General features: G+C 70.9%; 20 protein-coding genes. 9 read left to right on the top strand and 11 right to left on the bottom strand.

The features are described 5' to 3' along the window. Positions 1 to 17: 17 nt before the first annotated feature. Positions 18 to 1,073: a hypothetical protein gene (locus ACQEVI_RS02335; RefSeq protein ID WP_432894249.1), complete on the bottom strand. Its 1,056-nt coding sequence runs from the start codon at positions 1,071 to 1,073 to the stop codon at positions 18 to 20. A 94-nt stretch (positions 1,074 to 1,167) separates the two neighbouring features. On the opposite strand from ACQEVI_RS02335, the gene ACQEVI_RS02330 reads away from it, so the two are divergent. Continuing rightward, positions 1,168 to 1,746, top strand: a complete 579-nt coding sequence (locus tag ACQEVI_RS02330; protein ID WP_432894247.1) for a dihydrofolate reductase family protein — start codon at positions 1,168 to 1,170, stop codon at positions 1,744 to 1,746. Positions 1,747 to 1,909: 163 nt separating this feature from the next. Here the strand turns inward: ACQEVI_RS02330 and ACQEVI_RS02325 are convergent, their stop codons facing one another. Continuing rightward, complete coding sequence (locus tag ACQEVI_RS02325) at positions 1,910 to 3,628, bottom strand: DUF222 domain-containing protein (protein ID WP_432894245.1); 1,719 nt, start codon at positions 3,626 to 3,628, stop codon at positions 1,910 to 1,912. 352 nt (positions 3,629 to 3,980) lie between these two features. On the opposite strand from ACQEVI_RS02325, the gene ACQEVI_RS02320 reads away from it, so the two are divergent. The 5 genes from ACQEVI_RS02320 (at position 3,981) to ACQEVI_RS02300 (ending at position 14,811) form a co-directional block, all read left to right on the top strand. Then, a complete protein-coding gene (locus ACQEVI_RS02320) occupies positions 3,981 to 4,559 on the top strand; it encodes a glyoxalase superfamily protein (protein ID WP_432894243.1) in 579 nt (192 codons plus the stop codon). A gap of 346 nt (positions 4,560 to 4,905) precedes the next feature. After that, the gene (locus ACQEVI_RS02315; RefSeq protein WP_432894241.1) at positions 4,906 to 9,957 is read left to right on the top strand and encodes a fibronectin type III domain-containing protein; all 5,052 of its coding nucleotides are present in this window, start codon (positions 4,906 to 4,908) and stop codon (positions 9,955 to 9,957) included. A gap of 296 nt (positions 9,958 to 10,253) precedes the next feature. Further along, positions 10,254 to 13,709 (top strand): CARDB domain-containing protein, encoded by a 3,456-nt coding sequence (locus ACQEVI_RS02310; protein ID WP_432894239.1) that lies wholly within the window; start codon positions 10,254 to 10,256, stop codon positions 13,707 to 13,709. 141 nt (positions 13,710 to 13,850) lie between these two features. Beyond that, positions 13,851 to 14,297: a DUF4383 domain-containing protein gene (locus ACQEVI_RS02305; protein ID WP_432894237.1), complete on the top strand. Its 447-nt coding sequence runs from the start codon at positions 13,851 to 13,853 to the stop codon at positions 14,295 to 14,297. Positions 14,298 to 14,406: 109 nt separating this feature from the next. Next, positions 14,407 to 14,811 (top strand): pilus assembly protein CpaE, encoded by a 405-nt coding sequence (locus ACQEVI_RS02300; protein ID WP_432894235.1) that lies wholly within the window; start codon positions 14,407 to 14,409, stop codon positions 14,809 to 14,811. 77 nt (positions 14,812 to 14,888) lie between these two features. On the opposite strand, the gene ACQEVI_RS02295 is transcribed toward ACQEVI_RS02300, so the two are convergent. Both ACQEVI_RS02295 and ACQEVI_RS02290 read right to left on the bottom strand, forming a co-directional pair. Next, positions 14,889 to 15,290, bottom strand: coding sequence for a RidA family protein (locus ACQEVI_RS02295; protein WP_432894233.1), 402 nt, complete (start codon positions 15,288 to 15,290; stop codon positions 14,889 to 14,891). Positions 15,291 to 15,345: 55 nt separating this feature from the next. Beyond that, the gene (locus tag ACQEVI_RS02290) at positions 15,346 to 15,558 is read right to left on the bottom strand and encodes a hypothetical protein (protein ID WP_432894231.1); all 213 of its coding nucleotides are present in this window, start codon (positions 15,556 to 15,558) and stop codon (positions 15,346 to 15,348) included. 26 nt (positions 15,559 to 15,584) lie between these two features. On the opposite strand from ACQEVI_RS02290, the gene ACQEVI_RS02285 reads away from it, so the two are divergent. Then, positions 15,585 to 16,103: a CGNR zinc finger domain-containing protein gene (locus tag ACQEVI_RS02285; RefSeq protein ID WP_432894229.1), complete on the top strand. Its 519-nt coding sequence runs from the start codon at positions 15,585 to 15,587 to the stop codon at positions 16,101 to 16,103. A gap of 31 nt (positions 16,104 to 16,134) precedes the next feature. Here the strand turns inward: ACQEVI_RS02285 and ACQEVI_RS02280 are convergent, their stop codons facing one another. The 7 genes from ACQEVI_RS02280 to ACQEVI_RS02250 all read right to left on the bottom strand — a co-directional run bounded on the left by ACQEVI_RS02280 (position 16,135) and on the right by ACQEVI_RS02250 (position 24,361). Next, positions 16,135 to 18,111: a thioredoxin domain-containing protein gene (locus ACQEVI_RS02280; RefSeq protein WP_432894227.1), complete on the bottom strand. Its 1,977-nt coding sequence runs from the start codon at positions 18,109 to 18,111 to the stop codon at positions 16,135 to 16,137. A gap of 38 nt (positions 18,112 to 18,149) precedes the next feature. Continuing rightward, complete coding sequence (locus ACQEVI_RS02275; RefSeq protein WP_432894225.1) at positions 18,150 to 19,016, bottom strand: phosphotransferase; 867 nt, start codon at positions 19,014 to 19,016, stop codon at positions 18,150 to 18,152. 51 nt (positions 19,017 to 19,067) lie between these two features. Beyond that, on the bottom strand, positions 19,068 to 19,514 hold the full coding sequence (gene arfB, locus ACQEVI_RS02270) for an alternative ribosome rescue aminoacyl-tRNA hydrolase ArfB (protein WP_432894223.1): 447 nt from the start codon (positions 19,512 to 19,514) through the stop codon (positions 19,068 to 19,070). Between the two features lie 59 nt (positions 19,515 to 19,573). Beyond that, the gene (locus ACQEVI_RS02265) at positions 19,574 to 20,434 is read right to left on the bottom strand and encodes a hypothetical protein (RefSeq protein ID WP_432894221.1); all 861 of its coding nucleotides are present in this window, start codon (positions 20,432 to 20,434) and stop codon (positions 19,574 to 19,576) included. A gap of 145 nt (positions 20,435 to 20,579) precedes the next feature. Then, on the bottom strand, positions 20,580 to 21,287 hold the full coding sequence (locus ACQEVI_RS02260) for a GH12 family glycosyl hydrolase domain-containing protein (protein ID WP_432894219.1): 708 nt from the start codon (positions 21,285 to 21,287) through the stop codon (positions 20,580 to 20,582). Between the two features lie 188 nt (positions 21,288 to 21,475). Then, the gene (locus ACQEVI_RS02255) at positions 21,476 to 23,350 is read right to left on the bottom strand and encodes a LamG-like jellyroll fold domain-containing protein (RefSeq protein ID WP_432894217.1); all 1,875 of its coding nucleotides are present in this window, start codon (positions 23,348 to 23,350) and stop codon (positions 21,476 to 21,478) included. A 207-nt stretch (positions 23,351 to 23,557) separates the two neighbouring features. Further along, positions 23,558 to 24,361, bottom strand: coding sequence for an IclR family transcriptional regulator (locus ACQEVI_RS02250; RefSeq protein ID WP_432894215.1), 804 nt, complete (start codon positions 24,359 to 24,361; stop codon positions 23,558 to 23,560). Positions 24,362 to 24,550: 189 nt separating this feature from the next. Between ACQEVI_RS02250 and kduI the strand changes: the two genes are divergently transcribed. Continuing rightward, positions 24,551 to 25,369 carry a 5-dehydro-4-deoxy-D-glucuronate isomerase gene (kduI, locus tag ACQEVI_RS02245; protein WP_432894213.1) on the top strand — a complete coding sequence of 273 codons (819 nt, stop codon included), beginning with the start codon at positions 24,551 to 24,553 and terminating at the stop codon, positions 25,367 to 25,369. Next, entirely contained in the window at positions 25,366 to 26,166 is an 801-nt protein-coding gene (locus ACQEVI_RS02240; RefSeq protein WP_432894211.1) for an SDR family oxidoreductase, read from the top strand. The genes kduI and ACQEVI_RS02240 overlap by 4 nt, the downstream gene beginning before the upstream one ends. Positions 26,167 to 26,192 lie beyond the last annotated feature (26 nt).

Below are 26,192 nucleotides of genomic sequence, written 5' to 3'. Positions count from 1 at the left end.
ATGGCCAGAGCGGATGGTCAGGCCCTGCGTGCCCTGACCATCCGCTCCTCGCGGAGCGCCACCTCCAGCGCCATGAACGCCAGCACGTCCAGAACCAGCCCGAACGCCGCCGTCCACCGCAGTGCGCGGAACACCAGGAGCTGCGTGAACAGCAGGCTGATGAGTACCGCGCGGCGCATCCAGACGGCGCCGTGCAGATGGTTGTTGCGGCCGACGACGATGCCCACGACCAGCAGCACCACTGACGCGCCGACGGCGGCGAGGATCGCGAAGCCGGTCCACTGGGGCAGCCCCGGCACCTCACCGCGGACGACGCTCAGCCCCACCATCGCCTCGGCGGCGCCCACCAGCACCAGGACGCAGATCAGCAGCCATGCCGCCCAGGCCCGGTCCACGAGCGCGTCCAGCCAGCGCACGACGCGGTCGACGCCGCCGCGGACGGGGTCCGGCAGGTCGGTGTCGTCGTCGGGCACCGCGTCGACCAGCTCGGCGACCAGGCGGGCGCCGGGCTCGCCGGCGCCCTTGGCGGCGAGCTCCTGTGCCTCGGCGCGGGCCGTCGGGGTGAACCCGCCGGCCAGCCCCGCGGTGAGGCGGTCGGCCGCCACGGCGAGGTACTCGGCCGGATGGTGGGCACGACGGCCGTGCAGCCCTTCGACGATGAGGACGAGCACCACGGTGACGAAGTAGATGATCGCTGCGGTCGGTGCGTAGAAGTAGTCGTTGTCGGCGGTCACGAACTTGCCGACCTCGTCGATGAACAACCCGAAGCCGACGCCGCCGAGCGCCGCGCCGAGGGACCGTGGCACGGGGCCGACGTAGGACAGCAGCAGCATCATCGCCAGCGCCATGAGCAGCCCGCCCCACAGGACGTGAGCGACATGCAGATCGCCACCGCCGATCTGCGGGTAGCCTGCAGCGGCCAGGTACGCGCGCGTGGCCAGCACGGTCACGACACTTGCCACGAGGAACGTCACCAGGTGCCGCACCGCCGACGTGTCGCGCGGAGCACCCAGCCGCAGCAGCCGGCCGCGGCCGGCGAGGCCACCTGATTCGGTCGTCAGCTCGTTCGTCACGCTGTGTCCTCTCGTGCCGTCCGCCAGCGATGAGATCCGCCGCGACCTCCGGTCTGTATCGACGTACCTGATCAACCATTTCCAGGAGACCATCATGACCACTACCTACACGTTCGACGTGTTCTCCAGCCTCGACGGCTTCGGCGCCGCCGGCGGCGACTGGACAGGCTACTGGGGCAAGCAGGGCCCGGAGCTCCTGGAGCACCGGCTCGCCCTCTACTCACAGGAGCAGCGGTTGGTCCTCGGGGCCAACACATACCGGGCGTTCGCGCAGATGCTGGCCGAGAGCTCCGGGGACTCCGACGTGCGCGACCCGTGGGTTACCCGGATGCGGAACCTGCCGACGACGGTGGTGTCCAGCACGTTGGAGGGCCCCCTCGACTGGCCCGACGCGCAGGTGGCGGGCGGCGACGCGGTCGACGTCGTCGCCCGGCTCAAGGAGGAGTCAGAGGTGCCGCTGTGCTCGCACGGGAGCTTGTCGATGAACCGGGCGCTGATGGCCGCGGGCCTGGTCGACCGGATCCGGGTCACGCTCTTCCCGGTGATCACCGGCCGGACCGGCCTGGACCCGATCTTTCAGGGTGCTGTCGACTTCGACCTCGAGCTGATCGAGCACCTGACGCTCGACGGCGACATCCAGGAGCTCGTCTACCGGCCGACCCTGCATGCATGACGAACCGGTGGACGGAGCGTTGACATCGGACCGGGCTTCGGGTGTGCCTGGCTGATCCTTGGTCAGGCCGCCCCAGCGGACGTCGGCGGCGGGTCGGGTGAGTGGGCGCCGGACGGTGCGGGAAGGCTTTCGGTGGGCTTGGTGGGCCGTCGTGCCTGACTGGTCAGGCGACTTCGGCATCGGGTGGTGGGGCTTCGATGGGTTCGGGTAGTCGGATGCGGTGTCCGCGAGCGTCGGTGAAGGCCCACCCGGTCTCCAGCAGGGCACCGGCCGTGGTGTCGGTGGTGGTCTTGCCGGTCCAGTGCATGGTGATGCCCTTGGCGTCCACGAGCTGGTGGTGGTACCAGCACAACAGCGCACTGTTGGTCACGGACGTGTTTCCGCCGTCGGCCCAGTGGGTGATCGCGTGGTGGACCTCGCAGCGTGACGGCGGCTGGTCGCATCCTGGCCAGACGCAGTGCTGGTCCCTCGCGATGACGGCGCGGCGCATCTGCCCAGACACCGTCCGCTGCGCACGTCCGACATCGAGGACGGCGCCGTCGGGTCCGAACACGATCCGGGTGATGGCGCTGTGGCACGCGAGGCGGCGCACGAGGGCACGTGGTGCGCGCTCGCCGGTCTCGGTGAACACGGGGCCGCCGGGTGACAAGAACCCGGACACGGTTGCTCCCACAGCACTCCAGCCACCCAGGCCTCCACCCGGGACGCCATCCGGACTACCGGTGAGGCTCCCGGTCGGGCTTCCGGCAGGTGGTGCGCCGCTTGCTGGGCTCGGGCCCGCGCCGAGGCGGTGGCCGCGTCCGGGTGTGGCGTGTCCGCAGGTCAGGCACAGCCCGTCGCGGGTGCGGGTGACCTGGGTGACGAACTCGTTCCACGACACCGTGACGTTCAGGTGGGGTGCGATCAACGCTCCCGGGGAGGCCTGGTTCGTGTCCAGGACCACCCGGGCGACATCCGCGAGGCCTTGTGCGCGGCGCTGCGTCGTGGTCCGGGCGTCGTCCGCGGACGGGGCGCCCAGGACCGCGTTGATCGCGGTGCTGACCAGGAGGCCGTGCTCGTCGGTGAGGAACCCGGCCACGTGGTACCCACCGAACGTCTTGGCCAGGTCGAAGAACTCACCGTGGGCTGCCTTGTCGTCATCGAGGTCGTCGGTGTCGGGGTCGGTGATGGTCGCGAACCGGCGCGCGACCGTGCGGAACTGGTCCGCGTTCAACACACCAGCCTCGCGCAGCACTATGCCCTCACCCGTGACCAGGGTCCCCTCCGTGACCGCGGTCTCCAGGACCTGGGTGACCAGCTCCCGGGTGCGCGCCCCGTCCGGGTCCTCGGCCGGGTCGGGGAAGTCGACCGCGACAGTCTGCACGAACTGTTCGGGTGTCGTGGTGTACCCGGTACGGGTATCGATCAGCCACGCCAGCGCATCGGTGCGGGTCTCGCTCGTGGGCGCGACTTCCGTCATCACTCTCGCGTGGTCGACACCGAGGGTTCCGGCGACCAGGCGTTCCCGGGTCACGGGGAGCGCGGTCGCGAGACGGCGCGCGATCGTCATGTCCTTGCCTGCCGTGTGCGCGGAGATGCCTTCGCGCAGGCGCAGCCAGGTCGTGAACGTGCGAGTCATGCCACCCGAGCGCCAGGAGCCCTCGTCCTCGATCCGGGGCAGCAGGGTGTACCGGACACCGTCCAGACGGCCGGTGAGCCGACGGATGCGGGTGTGGGCTTCGACCAGGCGGTTGATGCTCGGCGCGTCCCACCCGGTGAGAGTCTCCGGGGTGCTCTGGGTGGTCAGCTCGTCGACCGCGTTCTCGATCAGAGCCAGCACGTCCTCGATCGAGACCGCAGCAGGCAGGCCACCAGCGGCTCCACTGTTCGTCGTCTGCTCCATCGTGCCCACCCCCGCTCGCCTCTAGTTCTCACTCCTTCGATGTATCTATTATCTCGAACACTCGTGCGATCCGCGCGATGGATTTCAAATCTGTGGATAACTCTTTGAGGGTGGCGACGGACCCCAACTACCCAGTCGGGGACCCTGCCAGTGCACGCCGCCCGGTGGGCCGGCCGCTGGCTTGCTAATCTCTACCCGGGCACTCGATGAGCCCGCCGCCCGCGCCGAGATGATCGGTCTGGTGAATGCATCGACGAAGACGCCATGTCAGAGGTTCTCGTGCCTACCACGGTGCCCCGGACGGCAGTGCGGGCACCGACCACGCTCACGGCACCGGGATAGCGATGAACTCGTGAACCTGACACTTGACGAAGCGAAGACGGCCGCCCGCGCGTTGCGCCGGACGCTCGCGGCTACTGACGTCTCCATCAGCCACGGCCGTGCGCTGGAGATCGTCGCCGCGCAGCTCGGCTTCGTCGACTGGAACACCGCGTCCGCGCGGCTGCCGGCGGGGCACTCAGCGGCGTCGCAGGCGGGGCCGTCGGCGCCGCCCGGCTCCGGGCCGACAGAGTTCGGGCGCGCCGTCCCGGTGCTCCGCATCCAGGACGAGATGCGCGCACGAGAGTTCTACGTGGACTACCTCGGGTTCGGCGTCGAGTGGGAGCACCGCTTCGAGCCTGGGCTGCCTCTGTACCTGCGGATACGCCGTGGCCAGGCGGTGCTGGACCTGTCCGAGCACCACGGCGACGGGACGCCGGGGACGGTGGTCTGGGTGCCTGTCGCCAGCGTCGACGCGCTCCACGCGGAGCTGTCTCGCCGCCCGCATGCGCGGCTTCGGCCTGGTATCGACCGCGATGCCCCGGGCGGGCCGACCATCGAGCTCGTCGATCCGTACGGCAACGTGCTGCGACTTTGCGAGATGTCCGGCTGACGCCAGGCCGCCTGGCTGACGCCAGGCCGCCTGGCTGGCACGGTGCCGGATGGCTAGCGAAGAGGTCCGGACGAGGCCCCGGCGCCCCGAGGAGAGCGCCGGGCAGCGCTGGTGCGGCTCGGGCTCGACGTCCGCCCGGACGCTGCGCCTCTGAGGCGCCGAGGTCTTCGGAGACGCGGTCATCTGGCTGCGCTACCGCCGCTGACCGACTCTTTACAACGTCGGGCGCGCGCGGCAAGATGACTGCCTGGCCAGAATTGAATCCATACAATCCCTGCTGATGGGCCCCAACGCCGGGGCTTGTCCGGTCCGGTCCGACTCGACGACGAGACGACAAGGTGATCCCATGCTGCAGCTTCGATGGCGCACTCTCGCCACGCTAGAAAGCGCTTACCGCCGAGGTTCGAGAGCCCCGGGTCAGAGCGCTCCGGGTACAAGAGCACTGCCGCAGTCCCGCCCTGTCCGACCGATCGTCGCGGGCCTGGCCGCCGCGGCGCTCGTGCTGCCGCTCGCGCCGGCGATCGCGGCCGCGGCAGCCCCCGTCCCGCCGACGTCGGTGCGCGTCGCGCACGCCGCGCCCGGCGCGCTCGGTCTCCGCTGGAACGCGGTGCCGGACGCCACGGGCTACGTCCTGACCCGGAGCGACACGCTCGGCGGCGAGTACACGGAGATCGCGCGCACCGACGCGCGGACCGTGTTCGCCACCGATGCGGAGGCCGACACCACCGAGGTCAGCTACTACCGCGTGCGTGCGATCGGCGCCGACGGCGAGTCCGCGCCGTCCGCCGCCGCCGTCGGGACCCTGGTCGGCGACGGGGTTCCCGAGCCGGAGTTCCCCGACAGCGGGGTGCTCACCCTCGACCTGGGCAGCGGCGCCGTCGCCGCGGGTGCTACCGGCATCGACGCCGGCACCAGGTACGGTGTCGACCAGCGGATCGGGTTCGTCGACCCCGGCCAGGTCACCGCCACCGACCGTGGCGGCGCCGATGCCCTGCGCTCCGACTTCGTCACCGTCGGTGACACCGAGCTCGTCGCCGACCTGCCGAACGGCGACTACCGGGTGCGCCTGGTCGCGGGCGACGCCCAGGGCGCCACCGACATCGCACTCACCGCCGAGCAGATGGTCAAGGTCCAGCCGACCCAGAAGCCCGCCGGCGAGTACCTCGAGATGGAGTTCGACCTCGCGCTGGTCGACGGCCAGCTCAACCTCGAGCTCTCCGGCGGCGCCGCGAACCTCGCCGCCCTGACCCTCACGCGGACGTCGCCGCGCGCGGCGGGGCCGAAGCCCACCGTCTACCTCACCGGCGACTCGACGGTGCAGACGTACGACCCGTTCTGGGCGCCGCAGGCAGGCTGGGGGCAGATGATCGACAGGTTCCTGTCCGACGACGTGGTCGTCGCCAACCACTCCATCGGCGGCCGGTCGTCGAAGAACTTCATCAGCCAGGGCCGCCTCGACGCGGTGCTGACGCAGATCAGGCCGGGCGACTACCTCTACGTGCAGTTCGGCCACAACGACAACTCCTACGGCGTCGACGACCGCTACGCGGCGCCCGCCGACTACCGCGACTACCTCCGCACCTACATCGAGGGCGCCCGCCAGCGCGGGGCGACGCCGATCGTCGTCACCCCGGTCTCACGGCGCAGCTACGACAGCTCCGGACAGGCGAACGTCTCGTTCCCGCAGTACGTCGAGCAGGCGGCAGCGCTCGCGGCGGAGACCGACACGCCGCTGGTCGACCTGTCGGCGTCCAGCCGCCAGTACCTGACCGAGATCGGCCCGGAGGAGGCGAAGTCGGTATTCCTGCACGTCCCGGCAGGCGTCTACCCGAACCGGCCCGACGGCACAGCCGACGACACCCACTTCCAGGGTTACGGGGCCATCCAGATGGCCCGCCTCGTCGCCCGTGACACCGCGGAGCTGGACGTACCGCTCGCCGGTGAGGTGGTCGACGCCGAGCCGCCGGCCTCCGTGCCCGAGAAGCCGGCCGGCGTGGTCGCGGGCAGCATCACCGCCTCCGGTGCCACGCTGAGCTGGACGGAGGTCGACGGCGCCGACATCTACCGGGTGTACGCCAAGACCGCCGCCGCACCCGAGTCGGACTTCGCCCTGGTCACCACATCGACGCTCGGCCTGGCGGACATCACCGGCCTCAGCGAGGGCACCGCCTACGACCTGCGGGTGGTGGCGGTCAACGGGCGCGGTGAGTCCGCGCCGTCGGACGTCGTGACGTTCACGACCAAGGCGCCGCTGCTGCGGTTCGACCTCCAGCTCGCCGGGAATCCCACGAAGGCCGGCTACACCGCCCTCGACCAGAACACCCTCTACACCGAGCGGCTGGGCCACGGCTTCACCTCGGACACCGGCCCGGGCGGCCGGGACCGCGGGGCCGGCGAAGAGGGTCTCGACGACCTCCAGCGCGACTTCCTGCTGCCGAGCGCCGCGACGCCCCTGCGGTTCGACGTCCCGAACGGCACCTACGCCGTCGAGGTGATCTGGGGCGACCGGATCGGCACCGCACGCCTCGGCGTCACCGTCGAGGGCGTCGACCACGGTTCCGCCAACGCCCCGCGCGGCGGCACGTCGAACAAGGTGATCCAGCCCGTGGTCGTCACCGACGGGCACATCGACCTGGTCGCCGACGGCTGGCTGAACGGCCTGCAGATCACCTCGCTGCTCTACGCGCCGACCGCACTCGTCGCCGGCGACGTCAGCATCGACGGCACGGACGTCTCCGTGCCCCTGTCGTGGGAGCCGGCGCGCGACGTCGTCGGCTACCGCGTCTACCGCCACGCCGAGGGCGCCGCCGAGCCGACGGCGATCGCGGACGTCACGGACGCCTCGTACGTCGACACGTCGGCCGACGTCGGCCTCCGGTACACCTACACGGTCGTGGCGCTCGACGGCGCGGACAACGAGTCCGTCCCGTCCAACGAGGTGGAGCTCACGACGGTCGACCCCGACGTGCCGACCGCTCCGACGCCGTCGGGCCTCGCGGTGGCCGACGTCGAGAAGCACGCCGTCTCGCTCGCCTGGGAGCCGGTGGAGGGCGCGCTGTTCTACCACGTCTACCGGACCGACAGGTCGGGCGACCAGGTGCTGCTCGCCCGCACCGCCCAACCCGGGTACACCGACACCGACGTGCTCACCACCGTCGAGTACACCTACGCGGTCGCGGCGGTGAACGCGGGTGGTGTCTCCGAGCTCTCGGACACCGTCGCCTCCGCCGCCGTGACGAACCTGTCCCGGCAGACCGAGCGCATCGGGCGGCAGCCGGTCGCTGTGGCGGGAGCAGGGTCGGGCACAGGGTCGGGCACAGACGGCGTCCACGTCGGCTGGCGCATGCAGGGCGACGACCCGCAGGACGTCGCGTTCCACGTCTACCGCGACGGCCGACGGATCACCGCCCGGCCGCTGACCGGCACGACGAACCTGCTCGACGCCCACGGCACCGCGGACGCCACCTACCGCGTGGCGACCGTCGCGGACGGGATCGAGCACTGGGCCACCGAGGAGTTCACGCCGTGGGACGGCCAGACCCTGGACATCCCGCTCGACAAGCCGGCGGACGGCACCACGAAGGACGGCCAGCCGTACACCTACTCCGCGAACGACGCCTCGGTGGCGGACCTCGACGGTGACGGCGAGTACGAGTACGTCGTCAAGTGGTACCCGTCCAACGCGAAGGACAACTCGCAGGCGGGCTACACGGGCAACACCTACCTGGACGCCTACGAGCTCGACGGCTCCAGGCTGTGGCGCATCGACCTCGGCCACAACATCCGCTCGGGCGCCCACTACACGCAGTTCCAGGTGTTCGACTACGACGGCGACGGGCGGGCCGAGGTGGCGATGAAGACCGCCGACGGCACGACCGACGCCGACGGGACGGTCATCGGGGACGCCCGGGCGGACTTCCGGACGTCGGCCGGCTACGTGCTGTCCGGGCCGGAGTTCCTTACGGTGTTCGACGGCGCTACCGGTGTCGCGCTCGACACCATCGACTACGTGCCGCCGCGCGGCGACGTCGGCTCGTGGGGTGACGGCTACGGCAACCGCGTGGACCGGTTCCTGGCGACGACCGCCTACCTCGACGGGGAGCGCCCGTCGATGGTGTTCAGCCGCGGCTACTACACGCGGACGGTGATCGCGGCGTTCGACTTCGACGGCGAGGAGCTCACCCAGCGCTGGGTGTTCGACTCGGACGTCGCGGGCGACGAGTACCGCGGCCAGGGCAACCACGACATGCAGACCGCCGATGCGGACGGCGACCAGAAGGACGAGATCGTCTTCGGGTCGATGACGATCGACGACGACGGTTCCGTGCTGCACAACACCGGGCTCGGGCACGGCGACGCCATGCACGTGTCCGACTTCGACCCGGCGCGACCGGGGCTCGAGCAGTTCGCCGCCCACGAGAGCATGGGGCAGTCCGGCAACGCCGGGGCGACCTTCCGGGACGCCGAGACGGGGGAGACCATCTGGTCTATCCCCGCAGTGCGCGACACGGGACGCGCCGCCATGGGGGACATCGACCCACGGCACGACGGCGCCGAGGGCTGGGCGGTCGGCGGCGACGCCGCGTGGAACTCGCCGGTGGGTCAGCTCAGGTCCTCCTCGGGTGAGCTCATCTCGGAGAGCATCCCGGCGGCGAACTTCCTGACCTTCTGGGACGGGGACCTGCTGGCGGAGATCGGCAACCACGACTGGGACGTCGCAACCTCCACCGGGGTGCCGACCATCGCGAAGTGGGACTACGAGAACGGCCGCGAGGTGGAGCTCTACCGGGCCGAGGGCACGCTCTCGAACAACAGCACGAAGGGCACGCCGTCCCTCCAGGCGGACCTCTTCGGTGACTGGCGCGAGGAGCTCGTCACCCGCACCGCGGACTCGACGGCGCTGCGGATCGCCACGACGGTCATCCCGACCGAGCACCGACTGCGGACGCTCATGTCCGACCCGCAGTACCGCACGGCGGTGACCTGGCAGAACACCGGCTACAACCAGCCCCCGCACACCTCGTACTTCATCGGCGAGGGGATGACGACGCCGCCCGCGCCGCGCCTCGCGTACACGAGCGCGGCGGCGGACGCCGAGCGGGTGCCGGGTCCGGCGCGCGGGGTGCCGGGCAAGGTCTCGGTCCGCGTCAAGGACGCCGAGGACGGACGGATCGAGGTGGTGGCCAGGATCGCCCACGGCGCCAACGCGCAGCGCATGGCGCTGCTGCTCGACGGCGAGGTGGTGCGGACGGTGGAGCTGGTGGACCGCACGCCCAGGAAGCAGGAGGCGACGCTCGATGTCACCGGCGTCGGGCGGGGCACGCACCGGATCGCCGTCGTGGCCACCAACCAGCACGGCGAGACGTCGAGCAAGGAGGTGCGGGTCCGGATGCGCTGATCCGCAGCCGGCGACCGGCGTCCGACCGAGCGATCCGGGCGGGGGCGGTGGGAGGGGTGCTCTGACGAGCGCTCCGCCCACCGCCCCCGCCCTCGTCGTGCCTGCGTCAGGCTCGCGTCAGCCCTGCCGCACCCTTGACGCCCGGTGCGCGGTCTCGTAACGTCCGTACAGCAAGCCGCAAGAAATTGACAGACGATGAGCACAAAGCAGTGCGCACGCTGCAACTTTCTACTCTCGCCGGGCAATGCTGCCCCGCGGCTGGACGAGCCCGCCTCGGCGGGAGAACGAGGACGTTCATGAGAATCCCCTGGAACTTGGCCTGGAACACGGGCTGGAACCACCGCGCCCGAAAGAACACCGTCGTGGCGGGCGTCGCGCTGGCGCTCGTCGCGCCGCTCGGCCTCGGCGCCGTCGCGTATGCCGCGGCGGAGGCCACCGACCTTGCGCTCGGCAAGCCGATCGCCGCGTCGTCGGTGACGCAGGCCTACGTCGCGGGCAACGCCAACGACGGGAACGCGAGCTCCTACTGGGAGGGCGCGGGCGGCCAGTACCCGGCGCACCTCACCGTCGACCTGGGCGCGGCGGCCGACGTCGAGCGCGTGGTCGTCAGCGTGCCGCCGGCCGCCGTGTGGGAGCCGCGCACGCAGACGTTCAGCGTGCTCGGGCGGTCCGACGGCGAGTCGTCGTTCCGTACGCTCAAGGAGTCGGCGGCCCATCGCTTCGACCCGGCGAGCGGCAACAAGGTGGAGATCACGCTCGGCTCGGGGACGGACACAGAGGTGGACGAGGTGCGCCTCGCCTTCACCTCCAACACCGGCGCGGGCAACGGCCAGGTCGCCGAGCTGCAGGTCTGGGGCACGCCGACGGGCGACCCCACCGACCCGACCGATCCGGACCCCACCGACCCGCCGGACCCGACCGGCACCAACTACGCGAAGGACCGGCCCGCTGCGGCGTCGTCCACCGAGTGGTCGTACGTCGCGGCGAACGCCGTGGACGGGCAGGTCGGCACGTACTGGGAGGGTGCGGGCGGGCAGTACCCGTCGACGCTCGACGTCTCCCTCGCCGCGCCGACGCAGGTCAGCAGCGTGCGGGTGCGCCTGAACCCCGACGGGGCGTGGGGCGCACGCACGCAGACGTTCTCGGTCTGGGGCCGCTCCGGCACCGCGGCGTGGCAGGAGCTCAAGGCGTCCGCCGGGTATGCGTTCGCGCCCGCGAGCGGCAACCTCGTGAACGTCCCGGTGACGGGCACCGTGACCGACGTCCGACTGCGCTTCACGGGCAACACCGGCGCGGGCAACGGCCAGGTCGCCGAGCTCGAGGTCTACGGCGCCCCGGCGCCCAACCCGAACCTCACGATCACCGCTGTGACGGCGTCCCCGGCGTCGCCCACGGCGACCACGCCCGTGACACTCACGGCGACCGTGCAGAACACCGGTGACCGGGCGTCGGCGGGCACCGCTGTCGACGCGAAGCTCGGCGGCACCACCGTGGGCTCGGCGGACGTCGGCGCCCTGCAGCCGGGCGCTACCGCCCAGGTCCCGGTCGCGGCGGGCACCCGGCCGGCGGGGGAGTACACGGTCGGAGCGGTCGTCGACCCGGCGAACACAGTGGTCGAGCAGAGCGAGACCGACAACGCTTTCACGGCGACGGCGAAGCTCGTCGTGGGCGAGGCGCCCGGGCCCGACCTCGAGGTCGTCTCCGTGTCCTCGAACCCGGCCAACCCCGCCGTCGGCGCGGCGGTGACCTTCACCGTCCAGGTGCGCAACCGTGGCAACGAGCCGGCCGCGGCCGGGTCCGTGACGCGCGTCGTCGCGGGCTCCAGCACGCTGAACGGCACGACGCCGGCGGTCCCCGCCGGCCAGACCGTCTCGGTCACGCCGTCGGGCTCGTGGACCGCGACGAACGGCGGGGTGACGGTGACCGCCACGGCCGACGCCACCGACGTCGTCGACGAGACGAACGAGGACAACAACGCAGGGCAGCTGGCCGTCACCGTGGGCCGCGGCGCCGCCGTGCCGTACACCACCTACGAGGCGGAGGACGGCGACTACACGGGCACGCTCCTGCAGGCCGACCCGCTGCGTACGTTCGGGCACACCAACTTCGCCACCGAGTCGTCGGGGCGCGAGTCCGTTCGGCTGAACAGCACCGGCCAGAACGTGGAGTTCACGTCCACGGCCCCGACCAACTCGATAGTCGTGCGGAACTCGATCCCCGACGCCGCGGGCGGCGGTGGCCAGGAGAAGACGATCAGCCTGTATGCGAACGGCACGTTCGTGCAGAAGCTGACGCTGTCGTCCAAGCACTCGTGGCTGTACGGGACCACCGACCAGCCCGAAGGCCTGGTCAACACCCCGGGCGGTGACGCCCGCCGTCTCTTCGACGAGTCGCACGCGCTGCTCGGCCGGTCGTTCCCGGCGGGCACGGAGTTCAAGCTCCAGCGCGACGCCGGGGACGACGCCGCGTTCTACGTCATCGACCTGATCGAGCTCGAGCAGGTCGCGCCGGCCGCCTCGAAGCCGGCCAGCTGCACCTCGATCACCGAGTACGGCGCGGTGCCGAACGACGGCCTGGAGGACACGGCCGCCATCCAGGCCGCCGTGACCGCCGACCAGAACGGTGACATCGACTGCGTGTGGATCCCGGCGGGGCAGTGGCGCCAGGAGAAGAAGATCCTCACCGACGACCCGCTCAACCGCGGCACGCACAACCAGGTCGGCATCAGCGACGTCACGATCCGCGGCGCGGGCATGTGGCACTCGCAGCTCTACAGCCTGATCAAGCCGCACCTCGCCCCGGGCGTCATCAACCACCCGCACGAGGGCAACTTCGGGTTCGACATCGACGACAACGTCCAGATCTCCGACATCGCGATCTTCGGCTCCGGCGACATCCGCGGGAACAACGGTCAGGAGGAGGGCGGCGTCGGCCTGAACGGCCGGTTCGGCAAGGACACGAAGATCACCAACGTCTGGATCGAGCACGCGAACGTCGGCGTCTGGGTCGGACGCGACTACACCAACATCCCCGAGCTGTGGGGACCCGGCGACGGCGTCGAGTTCTCCGGCGTCCGCATCCGCAACACCTACGCGGACGGCATCAACTTCAGCAACGGGACGCGCAACTCGCTCGTGTTCAACTCGTCGTTCCGCAACACGGGCGACGACGCGCTCGCCGTCTGGGCCAACCCGTACGTCAAGGACCGCAACGTCGACATCGGGCACGACAACGCGTTCCGCAACAACACGGTGCAGCTGCCGTGGCGCGCCAACGGTATAGCGATCTACGGCGGCTACGACAACTCCATCGAGAACAACCTGATCTCCGACACCATGAACTACCCGGGCATCATGCTGGCGACCGACCACGACCCCCTGCCGTTCTCGGGGACGACGCTCATCGCCAACAACGGCCTGCACCGCACCGGCGGCGCGTTCTGGAACGAGGACCAGGAGTTCGGGGCGATCACGATCTTCCCGCAGACGCACGACATCACCGGCGTCACCATCCGTGACACCGACATCTACGACTCCACCTACGACGGCATCCAGTTCAAGAACGGCGGCGGGAACATGCCCGACGTCCGGATCACGAACGTGCGGATCGACGGGTCCAACAACGGCTCCGGCATCCTCGCGATGGCCGGCGCTCGCGGCAACGCCATCCTGTCGAACGTGACGGTCACCGACTCCCGTGACGGGGACATCGAGAAGGAGCCGGGCTCACCGTTCGTGTTCACCGGGCAGTAGGCCGGGTCCGCGCCACGGTCGGTGCCGTCATCCGGGGGATGGCGGCACCGACCTGCTCCTTCCCTGGTCCGGTCGCGTTCTCTCCCATCCGGTCGTGCCGTGGCTCCGAACCCAACGCACGACACAGATTGGAGAAGTGCCATGACTCAGTCCACGTCCTTGACGCGCACCCGGGCACCGCACCAGTGGCTCGCCCTCGCGATCGGCGCGGTCTACCTCCTGGTGGGGGCAGCGGGCTTCCTCGTGACCGGGTTCAGCGGGTTCGCCGAGCACGACCACAGCCAGACGCTGCTCGGGTTCGCCGTCAATCCCCTGCACAACATCGTGCACATCCTGATCGGGCTCCTGGGCCTCGCCCTGTGGTCGGCGGCGGGCCGGGCACGGACGTTCGGCTGGCTGCTCGTCGTCGGCTACGGCGCGACGTTCGTCTTCGGCCTGTTCGCGGTGAGCAACCCGGACATCAACGTCCTCAACATCAACGCGGCGGACAACGGGCTGCACATCGCGAGCGTCCTGGCCGGCCTTGCCATCGCGCTGTGGCCCCGCCGAGGTGCTGACACCACCACGCCAACCCTGGAGCGGTTCTGACGGGCAAGCCGTCGACGGGCGAGAACGGGGTTGTGTTCACTGGATCGTCGATTGCGAACATAACCCCGTTCTCGTCCGACCCGTTCTCCCGTGAGGGGAGAATGGGTCGATGATCTCCACCGAGCTTGCCGCTCAGCTGCGTGGCGCCGGCCTGGTCTGGAAGCCGGTCGACGGCGACCAGTTCCGTATCGCCGCGCCCGAGCTCGCGGGCGACGTCTTCACCGTGAGCACCATGACCATCGAGGCGCACGAGTTCCCGACCGGAACGGTCCTCGGCTTCAACGGCACCACCGAGTGGGCACTCGACTCGGTGGCCATCGAGGACGCTCTCTGGCTGCCGCGCGAGGACCAGCTGCGCACGCTCCTGCGGTCGAGCTTCCGCGCGCTGCGCCGGGCCGACGGCGGCTACGAGGTGGACGTCGAGCTCCTCGGCCGGCCGCGCGTGTTCGCTGCCCCGGAGCCTGTCGACGCGTATGGACGGGCGCTGCTCGCGCTGATCGAGCTCAGCCGCTGACGGTGTGGTCGCGTCGCTGACCGGCGGCCGCGCCGAGCTCATGATCCGGCCGGCCGGCTACGAGCGTGCGCCCGGAGTCAGCGCAGCACGGCGGCTATCGCGCTGACCTCGATGAGCGCACCCGGCACGCCCAGACCCGCGACGCGAGCTCCGAGCACGAGGGGCGGTTCGTCGGACGCGAGCAGGGGAGCGATCGCCCCGTACGCTGCCGCGAGGTCGACGCCGTCGACGAAGAGCACCGTCCACTGGATGACGTCGGCAAAGGTGGCACCGGCCGCGGCGAGCGCGGTCCCGACGTTCTCCACGGCGCGGACGGACTGCGCGGCGACGTCGTCCCCGCCGACGAGCGAGCCGTCCGCATCGACGGAGTTCTGGCCGCCGACGTAGATCGTGGTCGCTCCCGGCGGCACGACGGCGACGTGGCTGAAGGCAGGGCTGGAGACCAGCCCGTCCGGGTGAAGAAGCTGAATGTTGTCCATACCCGATGCTTGCACGGGCCACTGACACGAGCCCCGAACGCCGTCAGCCCTTGGCTCAGGACGCGCTGCCGACCACCCGGGTCAGCGGCGCGGGCGGCATCTCCCGGTGTCCCTGCAGGTCCACCCGGTGGCTGCCGCACGCCGTGCAGCGCACGTAGACCACGTGTCCCGCGGAGGTCGCGTGGCGTGACTCCGTCGCCCACGAGTGCTCGTGCCGGCTCCCCTGGCTACTGGTCCGGGGGGCGGGACGGGTGTCGATCGTCGTCATGCCCCCCACGATGCTGTAATGGCCTTATGCACCTCAACCCTTACGGCGAGTACGCGGTCCTGCTCGCCGGATCCCTCGCCGACGACTGGCCCGACGACCGTGCCGGGATCGAGGCGCGGACCCGCGAGTTCGGCATGACGATGGAGTTCCAGGAGGAGCCCGAGGACCACCCGCGCTCGCGCCTCGTCATCGACGACTGGCTGCGCATCGTGGACACGCCCGATCCCGCGGGTCGTGCCGCACTGCTGAACGCGCAGATGGCGGCGGTCGCGGCCTACCCGCGGCTCACCGACCACGACGGTGAGGGGTGGCACCTCCACTACCGGGACGACGACCAGGTGCTGTCCTCGGTCCTGCGCGCCGTCATCAGCGTGGGAACCTCGCTCCACCTGGTCACGCGCGGGATGCACCGGCTGGGGCGCTGCGCGTCCGAGCCCTGCACCAACGTGGTGGTCGACGTGACCCGCAACGGGCGCCAGCGGTACTGCTCCGTGCGGTGCGCCAACCGTGCGGGCGTCCGGCGGCACCGGGAGCGGGCGGCCTGAACAGGTGTGCCCGGCGACCTGGCCCGCCCCGTCAGATCCTGAGCGCCGCCGCCAGCTCCTCGGCGGACGTCACCGGCCGGTCGCACACGAACCCCCTGCACACGTAGGCCGCCGGGCGCCCGTCGACGAGCGGCCGGTCGGCGAGCAGGGGCACGCCGGGGGCGTCCGGCTCGCCGACGGCGACCACGAGCCCCGCCGACGTCGCGCCCCTGGCCACTCGTTCGAGAGCGGCGCGCGCCTCGTCGTCGGGCCCGACGACGGCGACCTGCAGCGGGCCGGTGGCGAGCGCCTCCGCGACGGCGAGGGTCCAGCCGGCGAACCGTGGCGCCTGCCTGGCCAGTGAGCCGGCCGCAGCCACCGCGGTCTCGGCCGCCGCACGGTGCCGGGGCGAGCCGGTCAGCGCGGCGTAGGCGCACAGCGCGCCGGCGAGCGCCGACTGGCCCGCCGGCTCGGCCGCGTCGGTGGCGTCCTTCGGCCGGCTCACGAGGCGTTCGGCGTCGTCGGCCACGTCGAAGAAGCCGCCGGCGCCGTCGCCGAACCGGCTCTGCGCGAGGTCGAGCAGGGCGCTCGCGGCGTCGAGCCAGCGCGTCTCGCCGGTCGCCTGGTGCAGGGCGAGGAGACCTTCGGCGAGGTCGCCGAGGTCGGCGGCGACGCCGGGGGCGGAGCCGACGACGCCGCCGCGCGACGCCCGCCGCAGGCGTCCGTCGACGAGGTGGAGGCGGAGGACGAGCTCAGCGCACTGCCGGGCGGCGGCGAGGTGGTCCGGTTCGCCGAGCAGCACCCCCGACTCCGCGAGGGCGGCGATCGCCAGGCCGTTCCACGCGGTGACCACCTTGTCGTCGCGGGCGGGCTGGGGCCGCGCCGACCGGGCCTCGGCGAGCCGGGCGCGCACCGCGGCCCACCAGCCGGGGTCGGGGTCCTCGGGCAGCTGGAGCGTCGAGGCGCCCTCCTCGAAGGTGCCCTCCGGCGTGACGGACAGGAGCTCCGCGGCGCGGGCGCCGTCGTCGGGCCCGAGGACCTCCACGAGCTGTGCCGGGGTCCAGACGTAGGTGAGGCCCTCCACACCTTCGGTGTCGGCGTCGAGCGCCGAGGCGAAGCCGCCCTCGGGCGTGCGCAGGTCGGTCAGGAGGAAGTCGGCCGTCTCGCGGGCGACCCGTGCGGCGAGCGGCGAACCGGTCGTGCGATAGAGGTGCAGGTAGACCCGCAGGAGCTGTGCGTTGTCGTACAGCATCTTCTCGAAGTGGGGCACCACCCAGGCCGCGTCCACCGCGTAGCGCGCGAACCCGCCCGCGAGCTGGTCGTAGATGCCGCCGCGGGCCATGGCCTCGCACGCGCGCTCGACGATCCGCAGCGCGTCGGCGTCGCCGGTGCGGGCGTGGTGGCGCAGCAGGTGCTCCAGCGTCATGGACGGCGGGAACTTGGGCGCGCGGCCGAACCCGCCGTGCACCGGGTCGGCCTCACGGGCCAGGACGCGCACCGCGGTGGCGAGGTCGTCGTCGTCCAGCCTGTCGGGGGTCAGGCGCGTGGACGCCTGGGTCACCGCCTCGGTGATCGCCGCGCCCTGCTGCTCGACGGCGTCCCGGCGCTCCGCCCAGGCCTCCGCGACGCCGTCGAGCAGCGCCAGGAAGTGGTCGCGGGGGTAGTAGGTGCCGCAGTAGAAGGGGTCGCCGTCCGGGGTGAGGAAGCAGGTCATGGGCCAGCCGCCCTGTCCGGTGAGCGCGGTGGTCGCGCTCATGTAGACGGCGTCGACGTCGGGCCGCTCCTCACGGTCCACCTTCACCGCGACGAAGCGGTCGTTGACCGCCGCGGCCACGCCCGCGTCCTCGAACGACTCGTGCGCCATGACGTGGCACCAGTGGCACGCGGCGTACCCGACGGACAGCAGCACCGGGACGTCGCGGCGCCGGGCCTCGGCGAACGCCTCCTCGCCCCACTCCCGCCAGTCGACGGGATTGTTCGCGTGCTGGAGGAGGTACGGGCTGGTCGCGGTCGCCAGACGGTTCGCCATCTCCCCAGCCTGACACGCGATCGCTACGGACGGTCCGGCTACGGACCGTCCACCTCCTCGGTGAGCGTGCCGAGCGCCGGCCAGGGCGGACCGGCACGCAGCAGGCGCAGGCACTCCTCGCCGAACCGCCTCCCGTTCGGGAACTGGTCACCGAGCTCCCAGCGCCACGTCGCGATCATGGCGATGACGAGCTGCCGGCAGTCGTCGAGCAGCCCATGGTCGACGCCGGGGTAGTGCTCGCCGACCGCCACGGGAGCGTGCGCGAGGTCGAACTCGACGGGTCCACGGCAGCAGGTCTCGAGGTCGATGAACAACGGGCCGTCCTTCGTGCTGAGCACGTTGCCCGGATGCGGCTCGCCGTGGAGCAGCTGCTCTGCCGCGCCGCGGCCGACTATCGCCTGTCGCAGGCTCGCCAGCCTGCTGCCGAGCAGCGCCCGGTCCGCGTCGGCGAGCTCCGGCGAGCGGGCGGGGTCGGCGACGACGTCCTCCGCCTCGGTGATCCGGTCCGTGAACCTCGGGCTCGGCAGGTCGACCGCGCGCATGCCGGTGTGCAGCCGCTCCAGCGCCTCGGCGTACCCGGCCGGCGAGGCTGGCGGTGACGCCGGCTCGTAGTAGGTCCACAGCGTCACCGCGAAACCGTCGCGCCGGTACACCCGCGGGTCCGCCCGGGGCTCCAGCCAGCCCACCGGGCTGCCGACCGCGGTGAGCCGCTGAGCCAGCTCGACCTCGAACTGTGCGACCTCTTCTCCCTCGGGGGCGACCCGGGCGAAGACGTCGCACGGCGTCAGCCGCAGCGACAGCTTGTTCGAGTTGTGGAGAACCACTGCGTCGTCGGCCGGCAGGTCGAGCGATGCGGCGATCGAGGTTGCCGCTGCGATCGCACGTGCGACGTCGGTCGTGTTCACCGTCGAAGACTGGCACAGGGAAGCAAGGCCAATACTGGGGGACTGCGACCGTCAGTCCTCACGCCGGGGCTTGGACGAGCGCAGCTGCTTGGTCGTGGACCGCTGCTTCTTGGCGGTCAGCCGCCGTTCCTGCGAGCCCCGCGTCGCGCGCGTGGGGCGGCGGGTCCGCGGCGGAGGGGCGAGGGCGTCGGCCACGAGAGCCGCGAGGCGCTTGGCTGCGGCGTCCCGGTTGCGCCGCTGCTCCCGGTTCTCCGAGGCGACGACGGTGAGGACGCCGTCGACCAGCCGCTCCGCGAGCCGGTCCGTGACGCGCTCGCGCTGCGTATCGCTCAGGACGGCGGACCGGCCGACGTCCCAGGACAGCTCGACGCGCGAGTCGGTCGTGTTCACGCCCTGGCCGCCCGGGCCGGAGGCGCGCGAGAACCGCTCTGTGAGCTCTGCCCGGGGGATGGTCAGCGCGGGGGTGACGGCCAGGCCGGGGCGGACGGGTGCGGGCATGTGCTCATCCTCTCGCGCCCTGCGCCCGGTACACGAGAAGGGAGTGCCCGACTACTCGATCAGGCGGTCGCCGGCCACGTGCGCCTGGCCTCCATGACCCAGAAGGCGCAGAAGCATGCGATCTCCCACGCCTCGAGGACGAGCGCTGTGTACTCCGACCCCAGACGCCAGAGCACGACGGCGACCAGGAGCCCGGTCAGCATCAGGAAGAAGATCGTCCGATACGCCTTGACGCCGGTCCCCGTTCCGCCGAAAGTGCCCGGCCAGGCGTGGCTGGCCACAGCGCCCGCCAGGCTCAGGAACAACAGAACCGCCGCGGCAAGATGGATGCCCTGGAAACTGTCGTTCGCAAATCCGTTCACAAGAACGAGAGCGAGAAACGCCAGGCCCAGCACGTTCGTGACGATGAACACCCATCGTGTTGTCTGTCGTTCCAGCAGATCAGGGATCGACCAGTGGCCGAACCGTCGTTCAAGAACGACAAAGACCATGGTGACCGCGATGACGGCACCGATGGTGATGCGAAGTGCGTTCACCGCTTCCTGGCGCTCCTCGGCGCCGAGAGAAGCGAGACTCTCGGCGAGGCCGGTCGGCACGAAGGCAACGAAGATCGCATAGAAGCCGGCGACGTTGAGGGTGTAGTCCTCGAATGCCGGGAAGCCTCGATAGACGACGAGGCACACGGCCGTGCCCACCATCGCGCCCACGAATATGTCGCGGATCGGACCCAGGTAGTACGCGCTGATGGACCCCTCCACGTGCCCGGTGAAGGCGAGGATCAGGATCGCGAGAAACATCAGGGCCGGTAGCGTCACGAGCATGAGCCGCAGATGGCGGTATGTCTCGCGAGCCGATATGCCGGCTCCGGAACCAGGAACGGGCGGGATTACCTCTGCCACAGCGTCATCACTGTTGCTCATCTGTTGATGTTCAGCCCGCACCGAGCTCTTGTCCAGGTGGTTCGGACTTATCACCCCTGGAACCCGTGGTGATCTTTGAGGTGAAGCTGCCCCGGCCGGGCCGAGGCAGCTTCACCGTGCGGCCGTGGCCTATCGGTTCAGTGAGCTATCGGTTCAGCGAGTAGGAGTTCAACCGGAAGTCGCGGCCGCCCGAGGACGAGGTGATCTCCCAGCCGAACTGGATCTGGTCGATCCGCACCCGCGGCATGCGGCCCTGGCTGACCAGCCACTGGCAGTGGGCGGTGATGTCGACCCACGCGTTGGTGCTCTGGGACTCCGCGAGGAAGCTGTAGACGTGGTTGCCGCCGTTGTGGCCCTGGTAGTACCTCCAGCGGCGTCCACCGAGGGTGACGGTGGTGATGTAGCTGCCGATCGGGCCGACGTTGGACGTCCACTGCGTCCAGATCATGATCTCGTGGTCGTGCCCGTTGCCCCACACGTCGTAGGCGGTGTTGTACGCCAGCCCGGAGCCGCCCGAGGGCACGGTGACGTTGGCTTGGCTGTTGACGTTGCCCATGTTCCAGACGTCCCGGCCGAGGTTGTAGGACACGTTCGGGTAGGACTTGATGCCGCCGGTGTTCGGGTGGTTGGCCCACACGCCCCAGTTGTTGTAGGAGTTGGCCCAGATCGTCTGTGCTCCGTGGCCGCCGCCCCAGATGTTGTTGTAGAGCGTGTACCCACCGTTGTTCCAGCTGCCCCACCGGTCGGAGGAGGACCAGGTAGCGGCCTGGGCCGGGGCGGGCGGAGCGAGCGTGACGCCGGCGACGGCGAGCGGAGCCGCGAGGGCGGCCAGGAGGAGTGATCGACGCTTCATCGGTTCGACCCTTCTGTTGCTGACAGCACTGTCAGCGTTCGGCAAGAGGATGGCTGTGCGCGCCCGAGTGCAACCGCTTCGACGCGCGAGATCAATGATGGCTATGCATTGATATGGCGCGCCTGAGCGTAACCGCTTCGACGCACGGGAGGCAATGAGTTCGGAGGGGGTGATTCTCTGGTCCCGCCTCAGTGCCTCCTGGCCGTGAGGAACTGGTCGGGCCGCAGCGCGCGCGAGACGATCCGCGTGTCGCCGATCCAGCCGTAGAAGCCCTGCTCGTACTTCTCGTCGTACTGGGTGCCGCCGATGGCGAACGGCTTGCCGAGCGTGGAGATGCCGCGTGACTCCTCGGCGGCGTTGCGCACGATCTTCGACCCGTCGACGTACATCACCGTGTGCCGGCCGTCGTTGACGAGCGCGACGTGCATCCAGCGGCCGACCGGGATCGCGTGGCTCCACGAGGTCGGGTCGGCGTCGCCCGGAACGGGGTAGACGACGAACTGCAGGAACCGCTCGCCCGAGAGGTTCAGGCTGCACGTCGGCTCGTCGTCGGACCAGCCGCTGTGCTTGCCGGCGTCGCCCGCGCGGCCCTCCCAGCTGAGGATGCCCATCCAGGCGTGATCCCCTTCGAAGGGTTCGGGCAGCTTGAGGAACGTCTCGATCGTGTAGCCGGACTCGAACTTCGCGCTGTTCACCGGAGCGTTCGGGCCGGTCCGCAGCACCGCGCCGCGGTCGGGCCCCTTGCCGCCGTCGAAGCGCAGGCTCGCGTGGGCCGGCTGGGCGTCGTGGTGCTCGGCCGACCAGGTCAGGGTCTCCGGGCCGCTGGCGTGCAGCAGCGAGGAGGTGAGGTCGTTGCCGTTCCCGGTGAGGTCGCGTGCGACGGTGCCCGGTGCGACCGGGGCGCCGTCGGCCCCCGGAGCGGTAAGCCCGGCCTCGTCGAACCGCCAGTACGCGACGGTGCCGCGCGGCATGACCGCCGACGGCGGGAGCGGCACGGGCAGCACGGGCGGGGCGAACGCGGCGAAGCGCTCGTCGAAGTCGATCTCGACGGTGAACCGGTCGACGTCGCCGCTGAGCTCTACGTGCTCCGACTCCAGGGGCGTGGGGTCCCGCTTCGCTCCCAGCCAGGGCGAGAACGTCTCGACGTCGATCACACCGCGGTCCAGGTCGAACGAGTAGTACCGCACCATGCCCGCGCCGCCGTAGTAGCGGTCCTGGTAGTTGGTGATGTGCAGGTGCACGGGGTGGCCGGCGTCGTTCGTCATGGTCGTGCGGCCCGACGGCCAGTAGTGCCCGCCGAGCGCGAGGAAGATCTGGTCGTTGCCCCGGATCAGGCGGTCCCAGAGGCGCTGCCCGTTGTCGGAGAGCTGGGCGGTGCCGTCGTCCTCGGCCCGGACGAGGTCGTGCGTGGTCAGGATCGCGGGCAGCCCGGCGTGCTCGTCCAGCACGCCCTGCGCCCAGGCGAGCCCGGCGTCGGAGGCGCGCCAGTCCAGCGCCAGGACCAGCCACTCCCGGGCACCGCCACGGACGACGTGGTAGCTGTTGTAACCGTCGGGGGAGGGGCCACCGTAGGTCTTCATCCGGGAGAACCGCTGCGGCCCGAAGGCGCGCAGGTAGGGCGTGTCACCCCGCTGGTCGTCGCCACTGACGTCGTGGTTGCCGGCCAGCACGCTGTAGGGCAGGCGGCCGGCGGCGTCGAACGCGCGGCTCGCCGCCCGCATCTCGGTCACCGTGCCGTGCTCGGTGACGTCGCCGAGGTGCGCCATGAAGACGATGTTGTCCCGCGCCTGCTCGCGCACGAGGTGGCGCAGCGTCGCGGCGACCGGTTCGGCGTCGGAGCCGCCGTCGTCCAGGAGGTACTGGGTGTCGGGCAGGACGGCGATCGTGAACCGCGGGTCCGCCGTGTCGGGGCGGCCCCCGCTCGACGTGGTGGGCGCGGCGGGTGCCGTCGCGGCGACGGCCGTCGTCGGTGCTGCGGTCGCTGCGGCTGCTGACAGGATCGGGACGGCCGCGGCAGCCTGGAGCAGGGACCGGCGCGAGAGCTTGTTTTCCACGCCTCGCATCGTGGCGGGGCATGCTGGCGCCGGGGTGACGCGGAGAGGAACGGCGGCTGACGATCAGGCTCGGTTGCCGAGGGCGCCGAACCGAAAGTTAGGGGCTGATCCGGATGGCCAACCGAAACCTGCGAGTTGATCACCGGTCCGATCGACGTGTGACCTTCGGTTCGGCGGCCAGCCGGACGGCTAACTTGCGGTTCGGCGGGCGCCCGCTCAGCGCACCAGGCTGTTGTTGTGCACGGCCGCCAGGCGCGACTTCACGCTGAGCAGGGTCTCGATGATGAGGTCCTCGCGCCCGTCGCCGAGGCGGCTGATCGGCACGGCGACGCTCATGGCGTCGACGGCGTGGAGGCCGAAGGGGAGCGCGACGCCGAAGCAGCGCACGCCCATGCACGACTCCTCGCTCTCCGTGGCGTAGCCCTGGTAGGCCGCGCGGTCGATGATCTCGAGCACGGCGTCCTTGTCGGTGGTCGTGTTCGGCGTGATCGCGGCGATCGACTCGGGCACCAGGTCGACCCGGGACTCGGCGGGCATCTCGGCGAGCAGGGCGCGCCCCAGCGAGGTGGCGTACGCGGGCAGGCGGCGTCCGACGGCGGAGTGCATGCGCAGCGGGTGCACCGACTCGCGCTTGGCGGTGTAGATGACGTCGGCGCCGTCGAGGCGGCCGAGGTGCACGGTCTCCTGGGTGGCGGCGGCCACCTCGTCGAGGACGGACGTGGCGCGGGCCAGCACCGGGTCGCCGTCGAGGTAGGCCGAGCTCACGACGAGCGAGTGGATGCCGAGCTGGTAGACGCTCCCGGTGGGGTCGGTCTGCAGCCAGCCCCGGTCGACCATGGTCCGCAGCAGGGCGTGGAGGCTGCTCTTGGGGATGCTGAGGCGGGTCGAGAGCTGCAGCTGGGTTCCGGGGCCGTTGGCTGCGATGTCGTCCAGCAGGTCCAGGGCGCGGGCCGCGGACTTGACCGGTCCGGCGTCGGCGGAGCCGGCGACCTCCTTGCGGAGTTCCTTCTGAAGCTGCATGAACGCTCTCCTCTGTCCTTCTGCGCACCACCGTGGCGCACCACCGTGGCGGTCCCCGGGGTGAAACAACACTACCGCTAGTTCGCATATATGGACAGGTTTCCACCCCTTGACCAGTGAGCGTGATCACGTCTATCGTCGGGCAGGTTCACATAGACGAACACAGTTCACAAATTGAGGGGTGACTGCGTGATCCAGGTTCGATATTCGACATCTCCGTCCAGTGCGGAGACTGCTACTACTGCGGACCTGCGCGAGAACTTCCTGGTCGGAGACCTCTTCGTGAGCGGAGAGGTCCGGGGCACGTACACCCACGACGACCGGATGGTGATCGGCGGTGCGGTTCCCGGGACCGGTCAGGTCGGGCTCCCGGCCTGGTCCGACGTACTGGGCACCGAGGCCCATCTCGAGCGTCGCGAGCTCGGCGTCGTCAACGTGGGCGCTGCCGGCCACGTCGTGGTCGACGACGAGAAGTTCGAGCTCGACCACCTCGACGGCCTCTTCGTCGGCAGGGGGAGCGAGGTGTCCTTCGTCGGTGCCGACGCGGCCTTCTACTTCGTGTCCGCCCCGGCCCACGCGACCTACCCGACCCGGGCGCTCGTCCACAGCGAGGTGGAGCCCGTCGCGCTCGGCTCGGCCGAGGCGGCCAACGAGCGCAATCTCTTCCGCTACGTCTGGGGCCAGGACGTGGAGTCCTCGGTGCTCCAGTTCGGCGTCACCGTCGTGTCCGGCGGCTCGGTCTGGAACACGTTCCCGCCGCACCTGCACGGCCGCCGCACCGAGATCTACTGCTACGTCGACCTCGACGAGCAGGACCGCGTCTTCCATTTCATGGGCGAGCCCGGCGCCACCCGCCACCTCGTGCTCCGCAACCGTGAGGCCGTCATCTCCCCGCCGTGGTCGATCCACTCCGGCGCCGGCACCGGGTCGTACGCCTTCATCTGGGCGATGGCCGGCGAGAACAACGCCTACACCGACCTGAGCCCCGTGCCGCTGGAGGACCTGTGACCACCGACCCGGCTGCCGGGACGGCCACCCAGGCCACCCAGGCGCGCTCGCCCTTCGACCTGCACGGCAGGCGCGCTGTGGTGACCGGCGCCGGGCGTGGCCTCGGCCGGGCGATCACGCTCGGGCTCGCCCGGGCGGGCGCCGACGTCGTCCTGCTCGGCCGGCCGGGCAACCAGGACACCACTCGCGATCTGGCCGCCGACCTCGGCGTGGAGGCCGACGTCGTCGACCTGGACGTGAGCGACCTCGACGCGGTCGAGCGGGTCAGCGCCGAGCTGAACGACTCGCGCCAGGTCGACATCGTGATCAACAACGCCGGGATCATCGACCGCGCAGACTCCGTCGCCGTCGGCCGCGAGTCCTGGCAGCGGGTGCTCGACGTCAACCTCAACGGGCTCTTCTTCCTCACCCAGCAGCTCGGCCGGCCGATGGTCGAACGGGGCCACGGCAAGGTCGTCAGCATCGCGAGCCTGCTGTCCTTCCAGGGCGGCCTGCGCGTGGTGTCGTACGCCGCCAGCAAGCACGGCGTGGCCGGGGTGACCAAGGCGCTGGCCAACGAGTGGGGACCCCACGGCGTCCAGGTCAACGCCATCGCGCCGGGCTACATGGTCACCGACAACACCACGGCGCTCCGCGAGGACGCGGACCGCTCGCGCTCCATCCTCGACCGCATCCCGGCCGGCCGCTGGGGCACCGCCGAGGACATCGCCGGAGCGGCCGTCTTCCTCAGCTCGCCCGCCGCCGACTACGTCAACGGCCACGTCCTGGCCGTGGACGGCGGCTGGATGGCTCGCTGACCCACCTCTCCCATCAGTCCCACCGC

The organism is Promicromonospora sp. CA-289599 (genome assembly GCF_050936155.1).
In the GTDB taxonomy this organism is placed as follows: Bacteria; Actinomycetota; Actinomycetes; order Actinomycetales; family Cellulomonadaceae; genus Promicromonospora.
The sequence above is the reverse complement of the archived record's forward strand: the minus strand, read 5'-3'. Positions and strand labels throughout refer to the sequence as shown.